Source organism: Massilia agri (assembly GCF_024753255.1).
Classification (GTDB): domain Bacteria; phylum Pseudomonadota; class Gammaproteobacteria; order Burkholderiales; family Burkholderiaceae_D; genus Telluria; species Telluria agri.
Window position 1 is genome coordinate 76,558 of sequence record NZ_JANUHA010000006.1, and the last position, 21,706, is coordinate 98,263.

General features: G+C 65.5%; 17 protein-coding genes and 2 tRNA genes. 13 read left to right on the forward strand and 6 right to left on the reverse strand.

All coding sequences use genetic code 11. The features are described 5' to 3' along the window. Window positions 1-8 precede the first annotated feature (8 nt). Window positions 9-1,142, reverse strand: a complete 1,134-nt coding sequence (locus NX780_RS10655; protein ID WP_258827847.1) for a GNAT family N-acetyltransferase — start codon at window positions 1,140-1,142, stop codon at window positions 9-11. Between the two features lie 61 nt (window positions 1,143-1,203). On the opposite strand from NX780_RS10655, the gene NX780_RS10660 reads away from it, so the two are divergent. The 5 genes from NX780_RS10660 (at window position 1,204) to NX780_RS10680 (ending at window position 8,541) form a co-directional block, all read left to right on the forward strand. Next, on the forward strand, window positions 1,204-3,252 hold the full coding sequence (locus NX780_RS10660; protein WP_258827848.1) for an NAD(+) synthase: 2,049 nt from the start codon (window positions 1,204-1,206) through the stop codon (window positions 3,250-3,252). A 15-nt stretch (window positions 3,253-3,267) separates the two neighbouring features. Next, entirely contained in the window at window positions 3,268-3,606 is a 339-nt protein-coding gene (locus NX780_RS10665; RefSeq protein ID WP_258827849.1) for a P-II family nitrogen regulator, read from the forward strand. A 153-nt stretch (window positions 3,607-3,759) separates the two neighbouring features. Further along, a complete protein-coding gene (locus NX780_RS10670) occupies window positions 3,760-5,211 on the forward strand; it encodes an ATPase domain-containing protein (protein WP_258827850.1) in 1,452 nt (483 codons plus the stop codon). Then, window positions 5,208-6,863, forward strand: coding sequence for an ATP-binding protein (locus tag NX780_RS10675; RefSeq protein ID WP_258827851.1), 1,656 nt, complete (start codon window positions 5,208-5,210; stop codon window positions 6,861-6,863). Before NX780_RS10670 ends, NX780_RS10675 begins: the two co-directional genes overlap by 4 nt. 73 nt (window positions 6,864-6,936) lie before the next feature. Further along, a complete protein-coding gene (locus tag NX780_RS10680; RefSeq protein WP_258827852.1) occupies window positions 6,937-8,541 on the forward strand; it encodes a DUF4139 domain-containing protein in 1,605 nt (534 codons plus the stop codon). On the opposite strand, the gene NX780_RS10685 is transcribed toward NX780_RS10680, so the two are convergent. The 4 genes from NX780_RS10685 to trxB all read right to left on the reverse strand — a co-directional run bounded on the left by NX780_RS10685 (window position 8,538) and on the right by trxB (window position 13,236). After that, complete coding sequence (locus NX780_RS10685; RefSeq protein ID WP_258827853.1) at window positions 8,538-9,143, reverse strand: trimeric intracellular cation channel family protein; 606 nt, start codon at window positions 9,141-9,143, stop codon at window positions 8,538-8,540. The genes NX780_RS10680 and NX780_RS10685 overlap by 4 nt on opposite strands. A gap of 159 nt (window positions 9,144-9,302) precedes the next feature. After that, the gene (locus NX780_RS10690) at window positions 9,303-11,486 is read right to left on the reverse strand and encodes an ATP-binding protein (protein ID WP_258827854.1); all 2,184 of its coding nucleotides are present in this window, start codon (window positions 11,484-11,486) and stop codon (window positions 9,303-9,305) included. 100 nt (window positions 11,487-11,586) lie between these two features. Then, on the reverse strand, window positions 11,587-12,255 hold the full coding sequence (locus NX780_RS10695) for a Smr/MutS family protein (RefSeq protein ID WP_258827855.1): 669 nt from the start codon (window positions 12,253-12,255) through the stop codon (window positions 11,587-11,589). A 15-nt stretch (window positions 12,256-12,270) separates the two neighbouring features. Next, window positions 12,271-13,236 carry a thioredoxin-disulfide reductase gene (trxB, locus tag NX780_RS10700; RefSeq protein ID WP_258827856.1) on the reverse strand — a complete coding sequence of 322 codons (966 nt, stop codon included), beginning with the start codon at window positions 13,234-13,236 and terminating at the stop codon, window positions 12,271-12,273. A 195-nt stretch (window positions 13,237-13,431) separates the two neighbouring features. Here trxB and NX780_RS10705 point away from each other — a divergent pair, with 195 nt between their 5' ends. Both NX780_RS10705 and lolA read left to right on the forward strand, forming a co-directional pair. Next, window positions 13,432-15,918 carry a DNA translocase FtsK gene (locus tag NX780_RS10705; protein ID WP_258827857.1) on the forward strand — a complete coding sequence of 829 codons (2,487 nt, stop codon included), beginning with the start codon at window positions 13,432-13,434 and terminating at the stop codon, window positions 15,916-15,918. An 85-nt stretch (window positions 15,919-16,003) separates the two neighbouring features. After that, window positions 16,004-16,639 (forward strand): outer membrane lipoprotein chaperone LolA, encoded by a 636-nt coding sequence (gene lolA / locus NX780_RS10710; protein WP_258827858.1) that lies wholly within the window; start codon window positions 16,004-16,006, stop codon window positions 16,637-16,639. A 12-nt stretch (window positions 16,640-16,651) separates the two neighbouring features. Here lolA and NX780_RS10715 read toward each other — a convergent pair whose 3' ends face one another. Then, on the reverse strand, window positions 16,652-17,062 hold the full coding sequence (locus NX780_RS10715; protein WP_258827859.1) for a DUF305 domain-containing protein: 411 nt from the start codon (window positions 17,060-17,062) through the stop codon (window positions 16,652-16,654). A gap of 248 nt (window positions 17,063-17,310) precedes the next feature. Here NX780_RS10715 and NX780_RS10720 point away from each other — a divergent pair, with 248 nt between their 5' ends. The 6 genes from NX780_RS10720 (at window position 17,311) to NX780_RS10745 (ending at window position 21,706) form a co-directional block, all read left to right on the forward strand. Beyond that, entirely contained in the window at window positions 17,311-18,639 is a 1,329-nt protein-coding gene (locus NX780_RS10720) for a replication-associated recombination protein A (protein ID WP_258827860.1), read from the forward strand. A gap of 192 nt (window positions 18,640-18,831) precedes the next feature. After that, complete coding sequence (locus NX780_RS10725; protein WP_258827861.1) at window positions 18,832-19,029, forward strand: hypothetical protein; 198 nt, start codon at window positions 18,832-18,834, stop codon at window positions 19,027-19,029. A 120-nt stretch (window positions 19,030-19,149) separates the two neighbouring features. Further along, entirely contained in the window at window positions 19,150-20,442 is a 1,293-nt protein-coding gene (serS, locus tag NX780_RS10730; RefSeq protein ID WP_258827862.1) for a serine--tRNA ligase, read from the forward strand. Window positions 20,443-20,551: 109 nt separating this feature from the next. Further along, a tRNA-Ser gene (locus tag NX780_RS10735) sits at window positions 20,552-20,641 on the forward strand. Between the two features lie 317 nt (window positions 20,642-20,958). After that, window positions 20,959-21,048 (forward strand) — tRNA-Ser (locus NX780_RS10740). Window positions 21,049-21,259: 211 nt separating this feature from the next. Then, window positions 21,260-21,706 (forward strand): Hsp20/alpha crystallin family protein, encoded by a 447-nt coding sequence (locus NX780_RS10745; protein WP_258827863.1) that lies wholly within the window; start codon window positions 21,260-21,262, stop codon window positions 21,704-21,706.

Consider the following 21,706-nt stretch of genomic DNA (forward strand, 5'->3'; position numbering starts at 1 on the left):
CCATCATATCAACGCTTGAAGGGATTGCGTTCGTTCAGCTCATCCATGTAGTCGTCGATCCCGCCTTTCTCGCGCTCCAGGAAGCGTTCGATCGCATCGGCAAACGATGGGTGGGCCAGCCAGTGCGCCGACCAGGTACGGGTCGGCAGGAAGCCGCGCGCCATCTTGTGCTCGCCCTGTGCGCCGCCCTCGAAGGCCCCGATGCCCTGTTCGATGCAGAACTCCAGCGGCTGGTAATAGGCCGCCTCGAAGTGCAGGCAGGGCACGTGTTCCAGCTCGCCCCAGTAGCGCCCGAACAGCGTGGTCTCGTTGTGGATGACGAGGGAAGCCGCGATGTCGCGTCCTTCGCGCGACGCGATCACGAGCAGGATGTTGTCCGGCATGGTCTCGCCGATGCGGCGGAAGAAGTCGAGGTTGAGATAAGGCGTCGAGTAATGCGCCTGGTAGGTGCGCCGGTAGCAGCGGTTGAACAGCACCCATTCCGAATCCGTCACGTCACGTCCCCGCACCCGGCGTAACGTGACGCCGGCCTCTGCTACCTTCCTGCGCTCGGCCCGGATGTTCTTGCGCTTCTTCTGCTCCAGCGTCGCCAGGAACTCGTCGAAGCTCTTGTAGCCCTGGTTCAGCCAGTGAAACTGCACGCCGCTGCGCAGCATGAAGCCCGCCTCCCGCAGCTGGCGCGCGTGTTCCTCGGGCGGGAACAGCACGTGGGTGGACGAGACCTCGGTCGCTGCCTGCGTGGCTGCCAGCACGTCGATCAGTGCGGCCCTGGCCTCGGCATCGACCGCCATCAGGCGCGGGCCCGCCACCGGCGTGAAAGGAATCGCCGAGAGCAGCTTCGGGTAGTACGCGAGTCCGTGGCGTTGATAGGCGTCGGCCCAGGCCCAGTCGAACACGTACTCCCCGTAGGAGTGGCCCTTGACATAGAGGGGCAGGGCGGCGGCCAGCTCCTCGCCATCGTAGAGGACGATGTACTGCGGCTGCCAGCCGGTCTCCGGCGCCGCGCTGCCGGATGCGTGCAGGGCGTGGAGAAAAGCGAAAGACAGGAAGGGATTGGATTCTTCCTGTGCGGCGACCAGCGCGTCCCACTGCCGCTGGCCGATATCAAGCAAGGAAGAAGCGATATGCGTGCGATAATTCAAAATGACATCCCTAAGGTATTGATGAGAGCCGACTTTGTTCGGACGTCCGAAAGACTCACCAATGACAAACCGATTCTTCAACCTCTATACGCACCACTTCGCCCGCGTCGCCGTGGCCATCCCGCGCGTACGCATCGCCGACCCGACCTTCAACGTCGAGCAGACGCTGGGCCTGGCCCGCCAGGCTGCGGATCAGGGCGCCGTGCTGGTCGCCTTCCCCGAACTCGGCCTGTCCGCCTACAGCTGCGACGACCTGTTCCACCAGCGCGCGCTGCTCGACGGCTGCCTGGCCGGCCTGGCCCGGATCATCGAGGCCTCGATCACGCTGCCGCTGGCGCTGGTCGTCGGCCTGCCCCTGAAGGTCAATCACCAGCTCTTCAACTGCGCCGCCGTGGTCGCCAATGGCCGGGTGCTGGGCGTGGTGCCCAAGAGTTTCCTGCCTAATTATGGCGAATTCTACGAATCCCGGCAGTTCAGTGCGGCGGATTGCGCGGCGGTCGACCAGATCGACCTGTTCGGCGCGACCGTGCCCTTCGGCCCCAATCTGCTGTTCGAGGTCGAGAACCTGCCCCTGTTCCGATTCCATGTCGAGATCTGCGAGGACGTCTGGGTGCCGATCCCGCCGTCCTCCTTCGCCGCCATGGCCGGCGCCACGGTGCTGGTGAACCTGTCGGCCTCGAACGTCGTGGTAGGCAAGAGCGGCTACCGCCACCAGCTGGTCAGCCAGCAGTCGGCGCGCTGCCTGGCGGCCTATCTGTACACCTCGGCCGGCCGCGGCGAATCGACCAACGACATGGCCTGGGACGGCCAGTCGCTGATCTACGAGAAGGGCGAACTGCTGGCGGAGTCGGAACGCTTCAGCGACGATTCGCACGTGATCTATGCCGACGTCGACCTCGACCGCCTGTCGAACGAGCGCATGCACGCGACCACCTTTGCCCAGTCGGTGCGCCGCCATGCGGACGAGGTGTCGAAATTCCGCCTCGTGCAGTTCCAGCTCGAACTGCCCCTGGACCGGGACATGCCGCTGGCCCGTACCGTGGAGCGCTTCCCCTACGTGCCGGCCGACCAGGCGCGCCGTGACGAGCGCTGCACGGAGGTCTACAACATCCAGGTGCAGGCATTGATCCAGCGCTTGTCCAGCACCGGTATCAAGAAGGTGGTGATCGGCGTCTCGGGCGGTCTCGACTCCACCCACGCGCTGCTGGTCTGCGCCAAGGCCATGGACCGGCTCGGCCTGCCGCGCACGAACATCCTCGCCTACACCATGCCGGGCTTCGCCACCAGCGAGCGCACCCTGCACCAGGCCAATGAGCTGATGCGCGTGGTCGGCTGCAGCGCCCAGCTGATCGACATCCGTCCGAGCTGCATCCAGATGCTCAAGGACCTCGGCCACCCCTACAGCGAGGGCAAGGCGGAGTACGACATCACGTTCGAGAACGTGCAGGCGGGCGAGCGCACCAACCACCTGTTCCGCCTCGCGAACTTCCACAACGCGATCGTGATCGGCACCGGCGACCTGTCCGAGCTGGCGCTGGGCTGGTGCACCTACGGCGTGGGCGACCACATGTCGCACTACAACGTCAACGCCAGCGTGCCGAAGACCCTGATCTCCTACCTGGTGCGCTGGGTGGCCGAGACCGGCGCAGTCGTGCAGGACGGCGCGGACGTGCTGCTGCGTATCCTCGACACCGAGATCAGCCCAGAGCTGGTGCCGGGCGGTGACAAGGACGGCAAACCGGCCCAGATCACCGAGAACACCATCGGCCCTTACGAGCTGCAGGACTTCAATCTGTACTACACGATCCGCTACGGCTTCAAGCCGAGCAAGGTCGCCTTCCTTTCCTGGAGCGCCTGGCACGACCGCGAACAGGGCAGGTGGCCGAATGTGGCGGGCACGCGCAACGAGTACGGCTTGGGGCCGATCAAGAAGAACCTCGGCATCTTCCTGTGGCGCTTCTTCAAGACCAGCCAGTTCAAGCGCACCTGCGTGCCGAACGGGCCGAAGGTGGGCAACGGCGGCTCGCTGTCGCCGCGCGGCGACTGGCGCGCACCGTCGGATTCCGAAGCCACCGTGTGGCTGGACGACCTGAACAATATTCCTGACTAAGAGAGAGACGAGAACATGAAACAGATTACCTGCGTGATCAAACCCTTCAAGCTCGACGAAGTGCGCGAGGCGCTGGCGGACGTGAACGTCACCGGCCTGACCGTCACCGAAGTGAAAGGCTTCGGCCGCCAGAAGGGCCACACCGAGCTGTATCGCGGCGCCGAGTACGTGGTCGACTTCCTGCCGAAGGTGAAGATCGAAGTCGTGGTGGAAGATAGCATGGCGGAAGGAGTGGTCGACGCCATCATCAAGGCGGCCCGCACCGGCAAGATCGGCGACGGCAAGATCTTCGTGCAGAACGTGGAGCAGGTGATCCGTATCCGTACCAGCGAGACCGGGGCGGACGCCGTTTAAGCGGCATTCGGAATTCAGCTTTTGTAGGCCTTTTCTTGCGCACGCAAGCGAAGCGTGGTCAATCGTACGGCGGAAAGATGCGTTAAGATAGTTGAAAGATTATCTATTTGACAATTACCCTTGTCATCGCTCCTCAACCCATGCATAGACCTCATGAGCGACATTGAGAAGATTCATACCGGTATTCCCGAACTCGACCAGGTGCTGCGGGGCGGGCTGCCCAGGCAGCGCATCCACCTGATCGAGGGACGGCCTGGGACCGGCAAGACCACCATCGGCCTGCGCTTCCTGATCGACGGCGCCGAAAAGGGCGAGCGCTGCCTGTACATATCGCTGTCCGAGACCGTGGAGGAGTTGCAGGCGACCGCGCGCAGCCATGGCTGGTCGCTCGACGGTATCGACGTGAGAGAGGTGGTGCCTGCCGAATCCCAGCTGGAGCGCCAGCAGAGCGTGCTGTTTCCCTCCGAGGCGGAACTGAGCCAGACCATCGGGGCCATCACGGACACCATCCAGGAGCGCCAGCCGGTGCGTATCGTGATCGACTCGATGTCGGAACTGCGCATGGTCGCCAACGATCCGATGCGTTACCGTCGCCAGATCGTCGCGCTCAAGCGCTTTCTCCTGCAGCAGGACTGCACCACGCTCCTGATGGACGACCTCACCGACGAGCCGCGCCAGTTCGACCTGCAGGGCACGGTGCACGGGGTGATCACGCTCGACCAGCGCGAGCGCGAATTCGGCGCGGCGCGCCGGCGCCTGCGGGTGGTCAAGATGCGCGGCGCCGAGTTCCAGAGCGGCTGGCATGACTTCGCCATCACCTCCAGCGAAATCTATGTCTTCCCCAGCCTGATCGCCGAAGAGCACCAGGGCCAGCGCACGCGCGAGGCGGTGACCAGCGAGGTCGCGGAACTCGATGCGATGCTGTGCGGCGGCCTGGTGCGCGGCACCTCGGCCATGATCCTGGGGCCGACCGGGGTCGGCAAATCCTCGCTGGCCCTGCAATACGCCAACGTGGCGGCCGAGCGCGGCGAGCACGTGGCGTATTTCGCTTTCGACGAGACCAAGGACACCTTGCTCGACCGTGCCAATGGCCTGTCGATGCGGGCCGGCGGCGCGATCGATTCCGGGAATATCTTCTGGGAGCGGATCAACCCGACCCGCATCACGCCGGGCGAATTCATCTGGAAGGTGCGGCGCCAGGTGGAAGACCACGATGCCGCGGTGGTTGTCATCGACAGCCTGAATTCCTACCTCGAGACCATGCACGAGGAGATGGCGCTGATGCTGCAGATGCACGAGCTGCTGAGCTACCTGGCGAACCAGGGCGTGCTCTCGCTCCTGATCGTCAACCAGTCCGGCGTGCTGCAGGACGTGCGCGACACCCTGGACGTCGGCTTCATCAGCGACACGGTGATCCTGCTGCGCTACTTCGAGGCGGAGGGTTCGGTGCGCAAGGCGATCTCGGTGGTCAAGAAGCGTCCCGGACGCCACGAGACCAGCATCCGCGAGTTTTCGCTGACCAGCCAGGGAATGTCGGTCGGCGAGCGGCTCGAGGACTTCCAGGGCGTGCTGACCGGCGTGCCGCGCATCGCGTCCGGGCCATGACGGATCCGCGCAAGCCAGGCTGGGACCTTGTCGCGGCCATCTGCGCGCCCTTCGGCCAGGACGGCCTTGCACTGGCTGCGCAGCTGGAAGAGTGGGGGGCGCGCCCGCGTCTCTGCCCGGACGGCGAGGCCCTCAAAGCAGCCGTTCTCGACCCTTCGCTGACGCTCCTGCTGGCGACGGACGATGCACTCGAGACCCATGCGGCCGAGCTGGCCGCTGCGCTGCGCGAGCAGCCGGCCTGGTCCGACCTCCCGATCATCGTCTTCAGCGCCCAGGCCAATAGCGGCGGCTCGCAGCAGCAATGGGCTTTCCTGCGCCAGTTCGCCAACCTGACGGTGCTCGCGCGCCCCAGCCCCGCCAACGTGCTGCGCGCGGCCTTCGACGCCGCCTGCCGCGCGCGCGCCTGGCAATTCACGGTGCGCGAGCAGATGCAGACCCTGGCTGCCGCCGCCGGCCTGCTCGAGCAGCGCGTGCTCGAGCGCACCGCCGAACTGTATGCGGAAGTGGAAACCCGCAAGCGCGTGGAAAGCGCCCTGAACGAATCGCGCAAGCTGGAAGCGATCGGCCGCCTGACGGGCGGCGTGGCCCACGACTTCAACAACCTGCTGCAGGTGATCCAGGGTTCGACCACCCTGTTGCCCCTGGTGGAGCCGGGCGGCGAGCGCTTCCAGCGCGCCCTGCACGCGATCCAGCGCGCCGCCTCGCGCGGCGCCAAGTTGACCCACCAGCTGCTCGCTTTCGGCCGGCGCCAGGCGCTCAGCGGCGGCGCGCTCGACATCGCCAGGCAGCTGGAAGAGATGCGCGACCTGCTGCAGCAATCGCTGCGCGAGCAGATTCCGCTCAGCCTGGATATCGAGCCAGGCCTGTGGCTGGCCGATGCCGATTCCACCCAGCTCGAAGTGGCGCTCTTGAACCTGGTCGTGAACGCCAAGGATGCCTTGCCGCGCGGCGGCAGCGTGACCATCGGCGCCTGCAACCTCACGCTGCCGTCGCCGAAGGCCGGCGAGACCGAGCTGCGCGGCGAATTCGTCTGGCTCACCGTCGCCGACAACGGTCCCGGCATGGCGCCCGAGGTCGAAGCGCAGGCCTTCGATCCCTTCTTCACGACGAAGCCGGTCGGCGCCGGCACCGGGCTCGGCCTGAGCCAGGTGTATGGCTTCGCCAGGCAGTCGGGCGGGACTGCATGGATCGATACCTCGCCCGAGGGCACCAGGGTGTCGATCGTGCTGCCGCGCAGCCAGGCTGCGGTGGCGCCGGACAAGGAAGGCAGTAGCGACGTGGCGCCGCTCGCGGTCGCGGGCAGGCGCGTGCTGCTGGTCGAGGACGACCCCGAAGTCGCGGACGCCACCCTGACCCTGCTCGAGAACCTGGGTTGCAGAACCACGCTCGCATGCGACGCGCAAGAGGCGCTGCGGCAGCCCCTGGACGCCTTCGACCTGCTGTTCTCGGATGTGGTCATGCCCGGCGCGATGGACGGCATCGGCCTGGCGCGCCGGGTGCGCGAGCTGCGCCCAGGCATGCCGATCCTGCTTGCCAGCGGCTACGTGGTGGCGCCCGAGCGCCTGCAGGGGCTGTCGATCAGCGTCCTGGCCAAGCCCTACACGCAGGAAGAGTTGCGCAAGGCCTTGGGGCGTCTGCTGACCGGCCAGTGACATTCGGTGGCTTTTGCCACGCCCGCCATCTGCTAATCTCGCGGCTATCCGTCTTTTCACCGCAGAGAACCGAATGGCATTCAACAAGCACTGGCCCATCATCCTCGCGCTCGGCGCATTCCCGTCCCACGCCGTCGAGGCGCCCATCCAGAGCGTCACGCTCTATCCCGGCAGCGCCACGGTGGAGCGCGTGGTGCAGGTGGCTCCGGGCGCGTCCCTGGTCGAGATCACCGGCCTGCTGGCCAACTTCAACACCGACACGGTGCGCCTGCAGGCCGACCCGGGCATCCAGGTCGGCCAGGTGGTGACGCGCGACCAGGGGAATCTCGATAACCCGAGCCCGCGCGCGGCCGAGCTGGAAGCGAAGATCCAGGCGCTGGAAGACCAGGTCGCCGTGATCGACGCGGAAGCCAAGGCGGCGCAGGTGGTGCAGGGCTACCTCGAACGCCTGGGCGGCGCCGACAACGCGGCCGGCCGCCCCGCGCCCGTCGATCCGAAGGCCCTGGCAGGCACCCTGGACGCGATCCGCAAGGGCGCGAGCGACGCCCTGCAGCGCGTGCACGATGGCGAGGTCAAAAAGCGCGCTTTAACCAAGCAGCTCGAGGTCTTCAAGCGCGACCTGGCCAAGGTCCAGGCCAGCACCCGCGAGAGCCGCGTGATGACGGTGGCCGTCTCGGCGAAGCAGGCGGGCCGCATCGTGCTTTCGTACCAGGTCAACCGCGCCGGCTGGAAGCCGGCCTACCGCGCTTCGCTGGATTCGAACGCTTCCACGCTCGACATTGAACGGATGGCGACGATTTCGCAGAAGACCGGCGAGGACTGGAGCCGCGTGAAGCTGCGCCTGTCGACCGGCCAGCCGAGCCTGTCGGTCAATGCGCCCGATCCGTCGCCCTGGCTGCTGACCTGGCAGCCGCCGGTACAGCTGGAGCTCGCGCAATCCTACCTGGCCGCGCCGGCGCCGCCACCTCCGCCCGCGCCCTCGGCAAGGCAGCGGGTGGCGGTGAGCGGATCGAGGGTGGCGGACGACTACGTCGCGCCGGTGCTGGAGACGCAAGGGAACTTCACCACCGAATTCGAGGTGCCGGCCCGGGTCGACCTGGCCTCGGACGGCCGCGAGATCTCGGTCGCGCTGTCGCGCCAGTCGATGCCGGTCAGGCAGAGCGTGCGCATCGCGCCGCGCTACTACCGTGACCTGGCGGTCCTGACGATCGATGCGCCGCGCCCCGAGGGCGTCTGGCTGCCCGGCCAGGTGCAGCTGCGCCGTGATGGCGCCTATGTCGGCTCCCTGCACTGGAATCCGCAGGAGGAGGAGCGCTTCGCCATGGCCTTCGGACGCGATCCGCTGGTGCGCGTGACGGTCGAGAACCGCAACGAGAAGTCCGGCCAGAAGGGGCTGTTCAAGCGCGACAACGAGCGCCGTATCGCCGACAGCTACGTAGTCACGAACCTGCACCGCCAGCCGATCGATGTGCTGGTGCTGGAGCCGACGCCGGTGAGCCAGTCTGACCAGGTGCAGGTGAAGGTGGCGCTCAGCCCCGCGGCGACGGTGAAGGACTGGCAGCAGCGCCGCGGCCTGATGGGATGGGAGCGCGTCTTGAAGCCGAACGAGACGGCGCGCTTCGATATGGACTACGAGATCGCCTACCCGAAGGAAGGCAGCGTGAGCGGCCTGAACTAGCGTCCCATGCGCAGGTCGAACTTCCACGTCAGCAGGCGCAGGCCGCTGATGAACAGGGCGCTCGACCACAGCGCGAAGTCGTGCTCGACGCCGTACTTGCCCATCAGGAGGAACATCCAGTTGCCCAGGAAGGCGCAGATGGCGTAGGGCTTCCCGTCGCGGAAGACCATCGGCACCTCGTTGCAGACGATGTCGCGCAGGACGCCGCCGAAGATCCCGGTGATCACACCCATCATCGAGGCGATGAAGATCGGCATGTTGGCGTCCAGGGCCGCCGAGGTGCCGGCGATCGAGAACAGGCCCAGGCCGACGGCGTCGGCGATCACGATCAGGCGTTCGGAGACGATCTGGCGCAGGGTGCGGATTAACGGGGAGGCGACCAGCGCCAGCACGAAGATCAGGATCGCGTATTCCTGGTGGATGACCCAGAACAGGGGGCGGCGGTCGAGCAGGATGTCGCGCAGGGTGCCGCCGCCGAATGCGGCGATGAAGGCCACCGTGAAGACACCGACCAGGTCCATGCGCTTGCGCCTGGCTTCGATGAAGCCCGAGAAGGCGCCGACCAGGATCGCCATGATTTCGATGAACTTGATGAGGGTCATGCGGTAAGGAGGAGCCCGTGATGTTGCTAGACTACCATGCCAATCCGCATGTAGGGTGGGCGGCTTCGCCGCCCACGCGTTCAAATTTCGGTGGCGGTGTGAGGACGCGTTTCGAACCGCATGGGCCGGTTGAACGCGCGGTCGGCGAAGCCGACCACCCTACAGGAGCGGGAGTCGTACCGAGAAGATGACCTCGCTGCCATCATGGCGATACGCGATCTCGCCATGGTGCTCGCGCACGATCTGCTGCGCGATGTAGAGGCCCAGCCCCATGCCCGTGCGGTTGCGCGGGTTGTTCAGGGAGGCGCGCTTGAAAGGATTGAACAGCGTGGCCGCGACTTCCGGCGGAATCGGGGCGCCGGCGTTGCTGACGTCGACGACCGCCTCCTTGCCCTGCACGGTCACGCACACCCGCACCGGCTTGCCGGCTTCGCCGTGGTGGCGCGCGTTGCTCAGCAGGTTGGACAGCACCTGCGCCAGGCGGCCGCTGTCGGCGTTCACCATGGCCGGTTCGTCGCAGGTCAGCTGGAAGGGAATGGCCGGGTAGGCCATGCGCGCCTCGTCGATCAGGTCTTCCACCAGTTCCGTCAGGTTCACGGGTTCGAGCGTCACGCCCAGGCCCAGGCCGCCGTCGATACGGCTCATGTCCAGCACCTGGGTGATCATGCGCTGCATGCGGCTGGTGGAGGACTGGATGCGCTTCCCCAGCGTCGGCTGGGCGCTGCCTTTTTCCAGCACCATGCCGGCCATATTGATCGAGTGGAGCGGGTCGCGCAGGTCGTGCCCCAGCATGGCCAGCAGCTGGGCGCGGGTCGCCTCGGTCTGGGTGCGGCGCGAAGTCATCACGCGCACCAGTTCGGCCAGCGTCAGGCGCGCGTTGGAGAGAATGGTCGATTCCCAGGGATGCGCATGGCCGCGCACCGTCTCGTACCAGGCGTCAAAAGAGCCGCGCGGCGTCAGTCGCTCGCCCAGCGGGCCGAAGGCCGTGGTCTTTTCAGGACGGCCGCCCCAGGCGACCTGCTCGATCTGCTCGAGGCGCAGCAGTACGTTCCAGCCGTGCGCGGGCGGGTCGAAGGGCAGGGCCAGCAGGCCTACCCACTTGCCCAGCTGGCCGCGCACCGGCTCCGGCCAGTCGCCCTGCTTCTCGCGCACCACCAGTTCGTGGCCGTTCTCGGGGAGCGAGGCGACGATGGCCTCGGCCAGGCCGGGCGGCAGGTCGGCGCCGTGCACGCGCAGCTTGCCGTAGTAGCTGGTGACCTGGGCCTGGGCCTGCGTCGCGGCCAGCATGGCCTCCGAGAAGCGGCCGAAGGTTTCCAGCGGATCGTCTTCCAGCAGCAGGTCTTCGATCAGCTTGGTGCGGGTCGAGGCCGAGCGCTCGATCATCGCCGTTTCGAGGCGCGATTCGATGCTGTGGATGGTCGAGGCCATCACCTGGGCCAGCACGTCGGCCGCCATGCGGATCGAGTAGGGGACCAGCTTGCGCGACATGTGATGGCAGGCGACCAGGCCCCACAGGCGGCCGTTGATGACGATCGAGACGCTCATCGAGGCGCCCACGCCCATGTTCTTCAGGTATTCGATGTGGACCGGCGAGACGCTGCGCAGCACCGCGTGGCTCATGTCGAGCGGCAGCGCCTCCGGCGCGCCGAGCAGGGGCACGGCCTCGTACTGCACGTCGATGATCGAGCGCAGGGTGTTCAGGATGTACAGGCGGCGCGCCTGGGCCGGGATGTCTGAGGCCGGGTAGCGCTGGCCGAGGTAGGGCACGAGACTATCGCGCCGGCTTTCCGCCACCACGTCGCCGCTGTCGTCGGGACGGAAGCGGTAGGCCATCACCCGGTCGAAGCCGGTGAAGTCGCGGATCTGGTCGACCGCGCTGGCAAGCAGGCCCTCGATGGTCTTCTGGCGGCGCAGGCGGTCGATCGAGGCATGGGCCTTGAGCGCGAAATGGGTCACCTCGTCGGCGCCGACTTCGCGCTGCTCGAATTCGGCGACCACGCGGCCAAGGCCGGCATGCACGATGCAGTCGTAGTCGGCGCCGCCCAGGGAAACCGGCACCATCGAGGGCGTCACTTCGCGCTCGCCCGGGCCGATGTAGTCGATCAGGAGTTCCAGCGCCGCGGGCGGCAGGGCGAGGGAGGCGTAGGGGAGGCCGAGGGTGAGCTCGAGGCCGAGCATGGAGGCGGCATTCGCGCTCCAGCCTTCGAGCAGGCCGGCATCGTTGAAGAACAGGAGGGCGCCGTGGGGTTGGATCGAACCGGGGATGTGGATGGGCTCGTCCGCACAGTTCAGCAAGTCGACCTGGCGGCCGTGCTCCATTGGAATCACGGTGGTACCCTTCACGCGCCGCCCTTTCTCGTCAATTCCGGCAAATACCGGCGCTGCATATTTTACATGGAATGCCTGTTGCCCGACGCAACATTTACGTTTGCGCTCGAAGCATTCAATCGACGAGGGCGGGGCGCAGCAGGACGATCAGGGCGCCGTGGCCGCCATCCTTCTTGCCGGCCACGCAGAAGGCCACCACCTCACTCTTCTGCACCAGCCAGCTGTGCACGATTCCACGGAGCACCGGCTGGCCCTTCGGCGAGCCGTAGCCGATGCCATGGACGATGCGCACGCAGCGCACGCCGCGGCGATTCGCGCGGGCCAGGAAATCGGTGACGGCGTCGCGCGCCTCGTCGCGGTTCATGCCGTGCAGGTCCAGTTCGTCCTGGACTGGCCAGTGGCGCTTGCGCATCTTGCGCACCACGTCGGGGCCGACGCCCGGCTGGGCGTAGCTCAGCGATGGATCTTCGTCGAGCAGGCCGTCGACGTCGAAGAGGTCGGACAGCGACTCGCGCAGCACCGCTTCGGTTTCCTCTTCCTCGGTGAGGGGTTTGCGGTCCTGGAAGCTGCGCTCGGAGGCCACGTAGACCGGGCGGTAGACGTAGCGGTCCGACTCGGGCAGCTTGTGCACGCCTTCCATCGCGCCGCGGAATTCCACGGCGCGTTCCTTCGCAATCCGCTCGCGCTTTTCGCGTTCGGCCTGTTCGATGGCGCGCAGGCGCTCGTCTTCCTTGAGCTTGTCGCGCAAGCCCTTCAGCTCGGAAAAGTCCTTCATGCCCGCCATCGTACCGCTACTCCTTTACTTCGGATCGTCTTCCAGCGCTTCCAGGTAGCGCTGCGCGTCGAGCGCGGCCATGCAGCCGGTGCCCGAGCTGGTGATGGCCTGGCGGTAGACGTGGTCCTGCACGTCGCCGGCCGCGAACACACCCGGCACGCTGGTGGCGGTCGCCATGCCCTCAAGGCCCGAACGGGTCTTGATGTAGCCGTTGTGCATCTCGAGCTGGCCTTCGAAGATGCCGGTGTTCGGCTTGTGGCCGATCGCCACGAACAGGCCGTGCACGGTCAGGTCCTTGGATGCGCCGGTATCGGTCGACTTGATGCGCAGGCCGGTCACGCCGCTGTCGTCGCCCAGGACTTCGTCCAGCGTGTGGTTCAGCTCCAGCACGATCTTGCCTTCACTGACCTTGTGCATCAGGCGGTCGACCAGGATCGGCTCGGCGCGGAACTTGTCGCGGCGGTGGATCAGGGTGACCTTCGAGGCGATGCCGGCCAGATACAGGGCTTCCTCGACCGCGGTATTGCCGCCGCCGATGACCGCCACTTCCTGGTTGCGGTAGAAGAAACCGTCGCAGGTCGCACAGGCGGACACACCTTTACCCATGAACGCCTGTTCCGAAGGCAGGCCGAGGTACTGGGCCGAGGCGCCGGTGGCGATGATCAGGGCGTCGCAGGTGTATTGGGCGGAATCGCCCACCAGGCGGATCGGCTTTTCGTTCAAGTAGGTCGTGTGGATGTGGTCGAACACGATGTCGGTATTGAAACGTTCCGCATGCTGCAGCAGGCGCTGCATCAGTTCCGGACCTTGCACGCCCATCGGGTCACCCGGCCAGTTCTCGACGTCGGTCGTGGTCATCAGCTGGCCGCCTTGCTCGACGCCGGTCACCAGCATCGGCTGCAGGTTGGCGCGCGCGGCGTAGACGGCGGCGCTGTAGCCGGCGGGACCGGAACCGAGAATCAGGACTTTGGCGTGTTTGGTAGTCGTCATGGGAGGCTATCGTAATTGGATGAACAAGCGGAAACTGGGGGCGGCCTGCGCCGAATCAAGACCTGGAATGCAACAGGCGAGCAACACAAGATTATAGACGATGATGCAGATGAGCATGAATCGTAGGCCAGCCCAGCTGTATATGGCTTAGAATGGGCGGATTGCCGTTAGCGATTACTTCAAGCAGCACCCAGCATGAGCAAGAATAGCCAAGCAAGCACCTCAGGATATACCCGCACCGCCCAGACGGTACGCTCCCGCCAGCCCCTGCCGGGCCGGCTGTCGCGCCTCCTCATGGAAGCGCGCTGGATCGCCATGGCCGTCGCCTTCCTGTATTTCGTGCTGATCCTGATCAGTTATAACAAGGGCGACCCGGGCTGGTCCCACGCCAACGCCGTCCCCAAGATCGCCAACCTGGGCGGCAAGGCGGGCGCCTGGCTGTCCGACCTGCTGCTCTTCATCTTCGGCTTCTCCGCCTGGTGGTGGGGCGTGATCTTCCTGCGCGGCGTCTGGCAGGGCTGGCGCCGCCTGACCGGCCGCCTGGCCCCCGCCGAGGAGCCGGGCCATACGGGCGAGATGTATGTACGCTGGACCGGATTCGCCATCATGTTTGCCGGCAGCCTGGGCCTGGAATACCTGCGCATGTGGTCCTGGAACGTCGAGCTGCCGCGCGCGGCCGGCGGCGTGCTGGGCCAGGTGATCGGCCATTCGGCCCACGTCGCCTTCGGCTTCACCGGCGCGACCCTGCTGCTCCTGCTGCTCTTCGGCCTGGGCTTCTCGCTGTTCTTCCAGGTGTCCTGGCTGGCCGTGGCCGAGCGCATCGGCGAGTCGGTAGAAGCTACCCTTGACTGGTTCCGCCTGCGCATGGAAGACCATGAGGACCGCAAGCGCGGCGAGGCGGCCGCGGTGGCCCGCGACGAGCTGGTCGTGCACGAGCGCCAGAAATTCGCCGAGAAGCATCCCGAACCGACCCAGATCGTCAAGGCCGAGCCGATGCTGGAGGCGCCGCGCACGCCGCGCCCGGAACCGAAGAGCGAGCCGATGATGGAACCGGTGATTGCGCCGGCTGCGACGCCCTCGCCGGTGGCGGCAAGCGCGCCCTCGTTCAAGATCGAGCCGCAGATGACCAGCGTGCCGAAGTCCGAGCGCGCCCAGAAAGAGATGCAGACGCCGCTGTTCCACGAGCTGGCGGGCGAGGGCGGCCTGCCGCCGCTGGCCCTGCTCGACGAGGCGCCGCCGGCCCAGGAAGCCGTGTCCATCGAGACCCTGGAATTCACCAGCCGCCTGATCGAGAAGAAGCTGTCCGACTTCGGCGTCGAGGCCAAGGTCGTCGCCGCCTATCCGGGCCCGGTCGTCACCCGCTACGAGATCGAGCCGGCCACCGGCGTCAAGGGCAGCCAGATCGTCAACTTGGCGCGCGACCTGGCGCGTTCGCTGTCCCTGACCTCGATCCGCGTGGTCGAGACCATCCCGGGCAAGAACTACATGGCGCTCGAGCTGCCGAATCCGAAGCGCCAGATCGTGCGCCTGACCGAGATCCTCGGTTCCAAGGTCTACGGCGACAGCGCCTCCAGCCTCACGGTCGCCCTGGGCAAGGACATCGCCGGCAAGCCGGTGGTGGCGGACCTGGCCAAGATGCCGCACCTGCTGGTGGCGGGTACCACCGGTTCCGGCAAGTCGGTCGGCATCAACGCGACCATCCTGTCACTGCTGTATAAAGCCGACCCTGCGGACGTGCGCCTGATCCTGATCGACCCGAAGATGCTGGAGATGTCGGTGTACGAGGGCATTCCGCACCTGCTGGCGCCGGTCGTGACCGATATGCGCCAGGCCGGCCATGCGCTGAACTGGGCGGTCAACGAGATGGAGCGCCGCTACAAGCTGATGTCGAAGCTCGGCGTGCGTAACCTGGCCGGCTACAACGGCAAGATCCTTGACGCGGCAAAACGGGAAGAACACATCCCGAATCCGTTCTCGATCACCCCGGATTCGCCCGAGCCGCTGGAAAAACTGCCGACCATCGTCATCATCATCGACGAACTGGCCGACCTGATGATGGTGGTGGGCAAGAAGGTGGAAGAGCTGATCGCCCGTATCGCCCAGAAGGCGCGTGCGGCCGGCATCCACCTGATCCTGGCGACCCAGCGTCCGTCGGTGGACGTGATCACGGGCCTGATCAAGGCGAACATCCCGACCCGCATCGCCTTCCAGGTGAGTTCAAAGATCGACTCGCGCACGATTCTCGACCAGATGGGCGCGGAAACCCTGCTGGGCATGGGTGACATGCTCTACATGCCGCCGGGGACCGGCCTGCCGATCCGCGTGCACGGGGCCTTCGTGTCGGACGACGAAGTGCATCGAGTTGTAAAACATCTCCAGTCGCTCGGTGAACCGAACTATATTGAAGGCATTCTGGAGGGCGGGACGCTGGAAGAGGGCAATGCCGACGGCATCCCGGCGGGCGAGGGCGGCGGCGAATCCGACGCGCTCTACGACCAGGCCGTGGCCGTGGTGCTCAAGAACCGCAAGGCCTCGATCTCCCTGGTCCAGCGCCACCTGCGCATCGGCTACAACCGCGCCGCCCGCCTGATCGAGCAGATGGAGCAGAGTGGCCTGGTGTCGCCGATGCAGTCGAACGGCAACCGCGACATCCTGGTTCCCGCGACCTCCGCCGCCGAATAACCCGCGTCCGCTTTTGTAGGGTGGACGGGTCTCCCGTCCGCGCGTTCAAGCAGCGGATGGGGACCACAACAAGAGGAATAGACAGATGAAATTCACCCCCCAAGTCATCGCAGCATTCATCGCAACGAGCACCCTTGCGTTTTCCGGCGCCGCCCACGCCAGCGCCCTCGACCAGTTCAAGTCTTTTGTCGCCAGCACCAAATCCGCCAAGGGCGACTTCACCCAGCAACAGCTCGGCAAGTCCAAGTCCGGCAAGGCCGCCCCGGTCTCGAGCGGCACCTTCGTCTTCGCCCGCCCCGGCAAGTTCATCTGGACCTACCAGAAGCCCTACGAGCAGCTCTTGCAGGCCGACGGCGAAACCCTCTACATCTACGACAAGGACCTGAACCAGGTCACCACCCGTAAACTCGGCAACGCCCTGGGTTCTTCCCCGGCCGCCATCCTGTTCGGCTCCAACGACCTGGAAAAGAACTTCACCCTTCTTGATGCGGGCGAGCGTGACGGCGCCGAATGGCTGACCGCCGTTCCCAAGACCAAGGACACCACCTTCGAACAGATCGGCATCGGCCTGAAGGGCGGCGTGCCGGTCGCGATGGAACTGAAGGACCAGTTCGGCGCAGTCTCGGTCCTGAAGTTCACCAACTTCCAGCGCAACCCGGCGCTGGGCGCCCAGCAGTTCACCTTCTCGGTGCCGAAGGGCGCCGACGTGGTCAGCCAGTAGGCGCAGGCGCCGTCAGCGCCTGGTGTCGCTGCGCTCGATGTCGGCGATCAGCGCCTCCATTTCCGCGATCTCCTTGCGCTGGGTAGCGATGATGGTATCGGCCAGCTTGCGCACCCTCGGATCGCGGATGCGGGCCCGTTCGCTGGTCATGATGGCGATCGAGTGGTGGGGAATCATGGCGCGCATATAGGCGGCGTCGTCGACCGTGCTCTGGCTGCGCACGAGCCACAGCGACAGGCCGAACACAAACACCGCACCCGTGAAGATCGCGGCGTTGCGCCGCTTGTCCTGGTACATGCCCAGCATGAATGCAAGCATCACTACCGCCATCGCCGCGCCCATCACGAGCGCCATCCAGGCCCGCGTCTGGCTGAAGCGGACATGGGCCAGTTCATAGGTGTTCAGGTACATCAGGCCGAACATGACCACCGTCGAGCAAAGAATCATCCACCCAAAACGCGCATAGCCAGCCATATGACCTCCCAAGAAAGATTTGTGCAAAACTTCTTTGTCGAACGGCCATCGTAGCCGCAATGTGCGACAAGGCGCGTACGGGTGCCGCGTAGTCCGCGAGCAGCCAGGCTTCTTCGCCGCTCCGATCGTTTACACTAGCGGCATGCACAACCATTTGTTCGATTCCGCCTGCACCTCGACCCTCCCGGGAGCGCGTCATGGATGACCTGTTCAAGACCGAACCCGCCCCGCCGCTGGCGGAGGCCCTGCGCCCGCGCACCATCGACGAGGTGATCGGCCAGAGCCACCTGCTCGGCCCGGGCAAGCCCCTGAACCTGGTGTTCAAGTCGGGCAAGCCGCATTCCATGATCCTGTGGGGCCCGCCGGGCGTCGGCAAGACCACGCTGGCGCGCCTGACCGCCCATGCCTTCGACTGCGAGTTCATCGCGCTGTCGGCCGTGCTCTCGGGCGTGAAGGACATCCGCGCCGCCGTCGAACAGGCGGAGCAGTACCTCGCGCGCGGCAAGCACACCATCCTGTTCATCGACGAGATCCACCGCTTTAATAAATCGCAGCAGGATGCGCTGCTGCCTTTCGTCGAGTCCGGACTCGTGACCCTGATCGGCGCGACCACCGAGAACCCTTCTTTCGAAGTCAACTCGGCGCTGCTGTCGCGCTCCCAGGTCTATGTGCTCAAGGCCTTGAGCGACGAGGAGATGCGCCAGTTGTTGAAACGCGCCCAGGAGCGGGTGCTGCAGCACCTGGCTTTCGACGAGATCGCGGTCGACACCCTGATCGGCTACGCCGATGGCGACGCGCGGCGCTTCCTGAACCTGCTCGAGCAGACCAAGACCTCGGCCGATACCTCGGGCGTCACCCGTATCACCAAGGACTTCGTCGAGAACGCCCTGACCCTGAACGCGCGCCGCTTCGACAAGGGCGGCGACAACTTCTACGACCAGATATCCGCCCTGCATAAATCGGTGCGCGGCTCGCATCCGGACGCGGCCCTGTACTGGCTGTGCCGCATGCTCGATGGCGGCGCCGACGCCAAGTACCTGTCGCGCCGCATCGTGCGCATGGCCTGGGAAGACATCGGCCTGGCCGACCCGCGGGCGCTCCAGATCGCCAACGACGCGGCCACGACCTACGAGCGCCTCGGCTCCCCGGAAGGCGAGCTGGCCCTCGGCCAGGCCGTCATCTACCTGGCGATCGCGGCCAAGAGCAATGCCGGCTACAACGCCTTCAACGCGGCCATGGCTTTTGTCAAGAAGGACAAGTCGCGCGAGGTGCCGGTCCACCTGCGCAATGCGCCGACGAAGCTCATGAAGGAGCTCGGCTACGGCCACGCCTACCGCTACGCCCACGACGAGCCGCATGCCTATGCGGCCGGCGAAACCTACCTTCCCGACGGGATGCCGGAGCCCGGCTGGTACCAGCCGGTGCCGCGCGGCGTCGAGTCGAAGGTGGCCGAGAAACTGGCCTTCCTGCGCGGCCTCGACGAGGACGCACGCGGCGAATCCGGGGCCGGCGACAAGGGCGGCTGAGCCGTTTTTCCGGCATCTGCACGCATCATGCGCGGTTCGCGCCGGGTTTTGCATCCGGACTGCGGCCGGTCCGCGCTTTGCGCATTCTGCTCCCTGTTTTTGGCGCTTCATCGCATGTCGATGGCGATGGATCGGGGCGATCGGTAAAGTTCAACCATACCGAATCACCTGACGAACCCAAAGGAGCACACCATGAACATCCGCAAAAACTTCGAAGCCATCTTCCTGAGCGCCGCCGCCCTGGGCCTGGTCGCCAGCTACGCCACCGCCGCCTCGCGTCCGGTTGAAGTCGCACAGAAGGAAGCCGCCGTCCTGATCGACTCGACCGTGCACGTCGTCGTCGTCAAGGCGCCGCGCCTGAGCGTCGCGGAAAAGGCCGGCCTGAAGTAATGCAGGAGTAGGGCAACAGCGGGCCGGCGAAGAACCCGGGCAATCCCATTGCCGAATCTCGCTAGGATTGTCTGTCGGCTTGGTACAATTGTGTTTTCGACATACGCAAGCGTCCCCGACATGATTGACATCCAACTTCTCCGCAAAGACATCGACAACGTCGCCGCGCGCCTGGCGACCCGCAAGTTCCAGCTCGACGTGGCCGGCTTCAACGCCCTCGAAGCCGAACGCAAAGCGATCCAGACGCGCACCGAGGAACTGCAGGGCAAGCGCAACTCGCTGTCCAAGCAGATCGGCATGATGAAGGGCAAGGGCGAGGACACCACGGCCGTGATGGCGGAAGTGGCCGGCCTGGGCGACGAACTGAAGGCCAACGAAGGGCTGCTGGCAGATGTGCAGGCCAGGATGGCGCGCTTCATGGAAGCCGTGCCGAACCTGCCGCACGAAAGCACCCCGCAGGGCACGGACGAATCGGGCAACGTCGAAGTGCGCAAGGTGGGCACCCCGCCGAGCTTCGACTTCGAGGTCAGGGACCACGTCGACATCGGCGAAAAGCTGGGCCTGGACTTCGACACCGCGACCAAGCTGACCGGTTCGCGCTTCTCGATGATGAAGGGCGGCATGGCGCGCCTGCACCGCGCACTCGCCCAGTACATGCTCGACACGCACACCGGCAAGCACGGCTACACCGAGTGCTACACCCCCTACATGGTCAACGCCGACTCGCTGCGCGGCACCGGCCAGCTGCCGAAGTTCGAAGCCGACCTGTTCTCGGTGAAGAAGGGCGGCGCGGAAGGCGAGGGCGAGAACTTCTACCTGATCCCGACCTCGGAAGTGTCGCTGACCAACGTCGTGCGCGACGAGATCGTGGCGCTGGACGAACTGCCGATCCGCATGACCGCCCACACCCCGTGCTTCCGTTCGGAAGCCGGCAGCTACGGCCGCGACACCCGCGGCATGATCCGCCAGCACCAGTTCGACAAGGTCGAGCTCGTGCAGGTCGTGCATCCGGAGCAGTCCTACGCGGCGCTGGAAGAGATGGTCGGCCAGGCCGAGTTCATCCTGACCTCGCTGGGCCTGCCTTACCGCGTCATGCAGCTGTGCACCGGCGACATGGGCTTCTCGGCCGCCAAGACCTACGACCTCGAGGTCTGGCTGCCCGCGCAGAACACCTACCGCGAGATCTCCTCGCTGTCGAACTGCGAAGCCTTCCAGGCGCGCCGCATGCAGGCGCGTTTCCGCAATGCGGCCGGCAAGCCGGAACTGCTGCATACGCTGAACGGTTCGGGGCTGGCGGTCGGCCGCACGCTGGTGGCCGTGCTGGAGAACTACCAGCAGGCTGACGGCTCGGTCGTGATTCCGGAAGTGCTGCGCCCGTACATGGGCGGCCTGGAGCGCCTGAACGCCGCCTGATGCTGGGTAGAGCAAGTTTTTCCACACGGGATTAAATTGCTCTTCCGTTTTTACAAGAGCGACGCTATAATCTTGTCTCTCGCATACGAGCGACCGCAGCACCGATTCAGGAGAGGTGGCAGAGTGGTCGAATGTACCTGACTCGAAATCAGGCGTACGGGTGACCGTACCGTGGGTTCGAATCCCACCCTCTCCGCCAAGAAAATGAAAAGGGCCCCAATCGGGGCCCTTTTCATTTTCTTGGCGGAGAGGAGCAAGGCCCCTTCGGGCCTTGCGCGTGGGATTCGAAGCCGTGCGCATACTTGCGCACGGGCGGCCCGCGGAACGTGGGCGAATCCCACCCGTGAGCAGCCGCAAAGCCTGCCTTTGCTTTTGACTTTGACTTCGACCTTGAAACATCCTTTCAAACGAGATGCTCATATGAAATATTATTTCACCCCAATTCTCCCTTCCCGAAACGCCCTACAGCCGCTATAATGCGGCCTCTCGCAGACAAGCGACCGCAGCACCGATTTAGGAGAGGTGGCAGAGTGGTCGAATGTACCTGACTCGAAATCAGGCGTACGGGTGACCGTACCGTGGGTTCGAATCCCACCCTCTCCGCCAAGAAAATGAAATGGGCCCCAACCGGGGCCCTTTTTGTTTTTGCCGACACCGGTACATACCGACCCTGAAACCGACGTCAAGTTCCGTCTGCACACATTGATCTAGCTCATACAGCCCCCAATAACGGCTTCTAGTATGGAAAAGGCACGGCGGAATGGCTGTCGGCCGCCTCCCGTCCGTGTCGCTATCCAGAACCGACAAGGAGGACATCATGGCCAACAATCTGACCCCCTTCGACCCCTTCCGCGAGGCCCTGCGCCTCTCGCCCCTGCGCAGCATCGAGGAATTCATGCGCGACTTCCCGATGGCCCAGTCCCTGCGCGGCATCGATACCGAGCGCCAGATCCGCATCGACGTGCAGGAGACCGACCAGGCTTACCTGGTGAAAGCGGACATGCCGGGTTTCAAAAAGGAAGACATCAAGATCGCCGTCGAGGGCAGCGTCGTGTCGATCAGCGCAACTATCCAGGGACAGGACGAACAGGCCGTCGGCGACACCGTGTACAGCGAGCGCTACAGCGGTTCGCAGTACCGCAGCTTCAGCCTGCCGCAGGAAGTCGACGACGACAAGACCGAGGCAAAGTACCTGGACGGCGTCCTGCACCTGACCTTGCCAAAGAAGCCGGGCGGCGCCAGGAAGCAGATCACGGTCCAGTAA